General features: G+C 62.4%; 4 protein-coding genes. All 4 read right to left on the bottom strand.

Going from position 1 to position 3,272, the window contains the following annotated elements; translation table 11 throughout:
• Window positions 1–454: iron-containing alcohol dehydrogenase (locus tag AC1DLB_RS25855; RefSeq protein ID WP_477785897.1), on the bottom strand; the 454-nt coding region annotated here is incomplete at its 3' end.
• A gap of 116 nt (window positions 455–570) precedes the next feature.
• On the bottom strand, window positions 571–1,704 hold the full coding sequence (pqqE, locus tag AC1DLB_RS25850) for a pyrroloquinoline quinone biosynthesis protein PqqE (protein WP_477785896.1): 1,134 nt from the start codon (window positions 1,702–1,704) through the stop codon (window positions 571–573).
• Window positions 1,701–2,453 (bottom strand): pyrroloquinoline-quinone synthase PqqC, encoded by a 753-nt coding sequence (gene pqqC, locus AC1DLB_RS25845; protein WP_018929700.1) that lies wholly within the window; start codon window positions 2,451–2,453, stop codon window positions 1,701–1,703. The genes pqqE and pqqC overlap by 4 nt, the downstream gene beginning before the upstream one ends.
• Before the next feature lie 48 nt (window positions 2,454–2,501).
• Window positions 2,502–3,272: pyrroloquinoline quinone biosynthesis protein PqqB (pqqB, locus tag AC1DLB_RS25840; RefSeq protein WP_477785895.1), on the bottom strand; the 771-nt coding region annotated here is incomplete at its 5' end.

Genomic DNA, 3,272 nt, shown 5'->3' with positions numbered 1-3,272 from the left:
GCGACACATCGGCCGACGTGCCGGCGGTGGTCGGGATCAGGATCAGCGGCGGGCTGGGCATGCGCAGGGTATCCACGCCCTCGAATTCAAGGATGTTGCGCCCGTGGGCGACGACGATGCCGATGCCCTTGCCGCAGTCCATCGGGCTGCCGCCGCCGACCGCGACGATCACATCGCAGTGATTCTCCCGGTACAGCTCGGCGCCGAGCATCACTTCCTCGATCCGCGGGTTGGGCGAAACGTCACTGTACACAAAGTAATCGATGCCCTGGGCTTGCAGGCTGGCCTCGACATCGGCGACCCAACCGGCGGCGATCACACCGGGGTCGCTGACCACCAGCACCTTGCGGGCGCCGAAGGTCTTGGCGTAATTGCCGACGTTATGCCGACAGCCGGCACCGAAGATGATTTCAGGTGAAACGAATTTACGCAGTTGACTGAGATTCTGGCTCATTGGAAAGCCTGTTTTTATTGTTTTGAAAGGTAAAGCCAACACTAAAGCATCCGGCTGCGAATGCAATCAGACCAATGGGTAGCAACTACCGGGGGTGGGGGCTTCGCGTTCGCAATTTATCCGCGATAGATCAGCCGCGAAGCCTTTTCATTGCGCAATGTCAGGTGTTCCATGCCCTGCCCCGGCGCGTCGGCTTCGTCCCGGGCCTTGAGGRTGACGCTGTGGTGCGGCGACTTGCTGCACACCGGGTCGGCGTTGCTCGCGTCCCCCGTGAGCATGAACGCCTGGCAGCGGCAGCCGCCCAGGTCCTTATGTTTTTCATCGCAGGAACGGCACGGCTCTTTCATCCAGTCATCGCCACGAAACCGGTTGAAACCGAAGGAGTCGTTCCAGATGTGTTCGACGCTGTGCTCGCGCACATTGGGGAACTGCACCGGCAGCTGACGCGCGCTATGACAAGGCAACGCCGTACCGTCCGGGGTGATGTCGAGAAACAGGTTGGCCCAGCCATTCATGCAGGTCTTGGGGCGCTCTTCGTAGTAGTCCGGGGTGACGAAAATCAGCTTGCACGGGTGGCCCTCGGCCTCAAGCCGCTGGCGATACTCGTTGGTGATGCGCTCGGCGCGCTGTAATTGTTCGCGGGTCGGCAACAGGCCGACGCGGTTGAGTTCGGCCCAGCCGTAGAACTGGCAGGTCGCCAACTCGACGAAATCCGCCTCCAGCTCCAGGCACAGTTCGATGATCTGCGCGATCTGGTCGATGTTGTGCCGATGGGTGACGAAGTTCAGCACCATCGGGTAGCCCTGGGCTTTCACCGCCCGGGCCATGGCCAGTTTCTGGGCGAAGGCCTTGCGTGATCCAGCGAGCATGTTGTTGACCGCTTCGTCGGCGGCCTGAAAGCTGATCTGGATGTGGTCCAGCCCGGCGACCTTGAAGTCGCGGACCTTCTGCTCGGTCAGGCCGATACCCGAGGTGATCAGGTTGGTGTAGTAACCCATGTCCCGCGCGGCCTTGATCAGCTCGGCCAGGTCCTGGCGCACCAACGGCTCGCCACCGGAAAACCCCAGTTGCGCGGCGCCCATCTCCCGGGCCTCGCGGAACACCCGGATCCACTCTTCCGTGCTCAACTCCTCACCCTGTTGGGCGAAATCCAAGGGATTGGAGCAATACGGGCATTGCAGCGGGCAGCGATAGGTCAGCTCCGCCAACAGCCACAACGGTGGGCCGGGTTGCTGCTCGATCGCGTTCACAGGGCGATCCCCCGGTGCCAGACCCGCTCGGCGGTGACCGTGTGATACGGCGGGCGGTCCAGCTCATAGGCCATGCTCATCGCGTCGAGCATGCTCCACAGCACATCAAGCTTGAACTGCAGAATCTCCAGCATGCGCTGCTGGCCCTCGACCGTGACGTAATGCGCCAGGGTGATGCGCAAGCCATGCTCGACATCGCGCCGGGCCTGGCTCAGGCGCGTACGGAAATAGTCGTAACCGGCCGGGTCGATCCATGGGTAATGGCTGGGCCAGGCGTCGAGCCGAGACTGATGGATCTGCGGCGCGAACAGCTCGGTCAGCGAACTGCTGGCCGCTTCCTGCCAGCAAGCACGGCGGGCGAAATTGACGTAGGCGTCCACGGCAAATCGCACACCCGGCAGCACCAACTCTTGCGAGAGAATTTGTTCGCGATCCAGCCCCACCGCTTCGCCCAGACGCAACCAGGCTTCGATGCCGCCTTCGCTGCCGGGGACACCGTCATGGTCGAGAATCCGTTGCAGCCATTCCCGCCGCACGTCGCGGTCCGGACAGTTGGCGAGAATGGCCGCGTCCTTCAGGGGAATGTTCACCTGATAGTAGAAGCGATTGGCGACCCAGCCCTGGATCTGCTCGCGGGTGGCGCGCCCGGCGTACATCGCTTGGTGGAATGGATGATGGATGTGGTAATAGGCGCCTTTGGCGCGCAGGGCCGCTTCGAATTCGGTGGGGGTCATGGGGGTGTCAGTCATTGCGGTTCTCCGGGGAATAACCGTTGGGTTCTGCGATGAGGCCATCCGCTACAGCTCAATACTCATGCCGTCATAAGCCACTTCAATCCCCCGCCGTTCCAGCAACGCCCGCTCGGCCGAGTCTTCGTCGAGGATCGGGTTGGTGTTGTTGATGTGGATCAGCACCTTGCGCTGGCGATTGAAGCCCTCCAGCACTTCGAGCATCCCGCCGGGACCGCTTTGCGGCAGGTGGCCCATTTCGCGGCCCAGGCTCTGGCCGACTTCACATACGCGCATTTCATCGTCGCGCCACAGCGTGCCGTCCAGCAGCAGGCAATCGGCGCGCTGCATCCAGCTCAATACCTCGGCGTCGACCTGCCCCAGACCCGGCGCATAGAACACCGATGCTCCGTTGCGCAGGTCTTCGATGAACAGGCCGATGGTGTCCCCCGGCTGCGGGTTGCCACGGTTGGGGGAATACGGCGGTGCGTTGCTGACCAATGGAATGGCGCGAAATTGCAGGTGTTGGCAGGCTGCGATGCTGAACGGCTCACGGTCCAGTTCGATCGGTTGCCACTGCAAACCACCGTTCCAGTGTTTGAGCATGGTGAACAACGGGAAGCCGCTGCTCAGGTCTTCATGCACCCGCTCGGTGCACCAGACCGAATGCGGGCAGCCTTCGCGCAGGCTCAACAGGCCGGTGCAATGGTCGATCTGACTGTCCAGCAGGACCACGCCGGCAATCGCCGTGTCACGCACGCGGCGGGCCGGTTGCAGCGTCGGGAAGCTTTCGAGTTGGGCGCGGATGTCTGGTGACGCATTGCAGAGTATCCATTCCAC

The organism is Pseudomonas sp. 05N434 (assembly GCF_056396965.1).
This window is presented reverse-complemented; position numbering and strand designations above follow the sequence as displayed.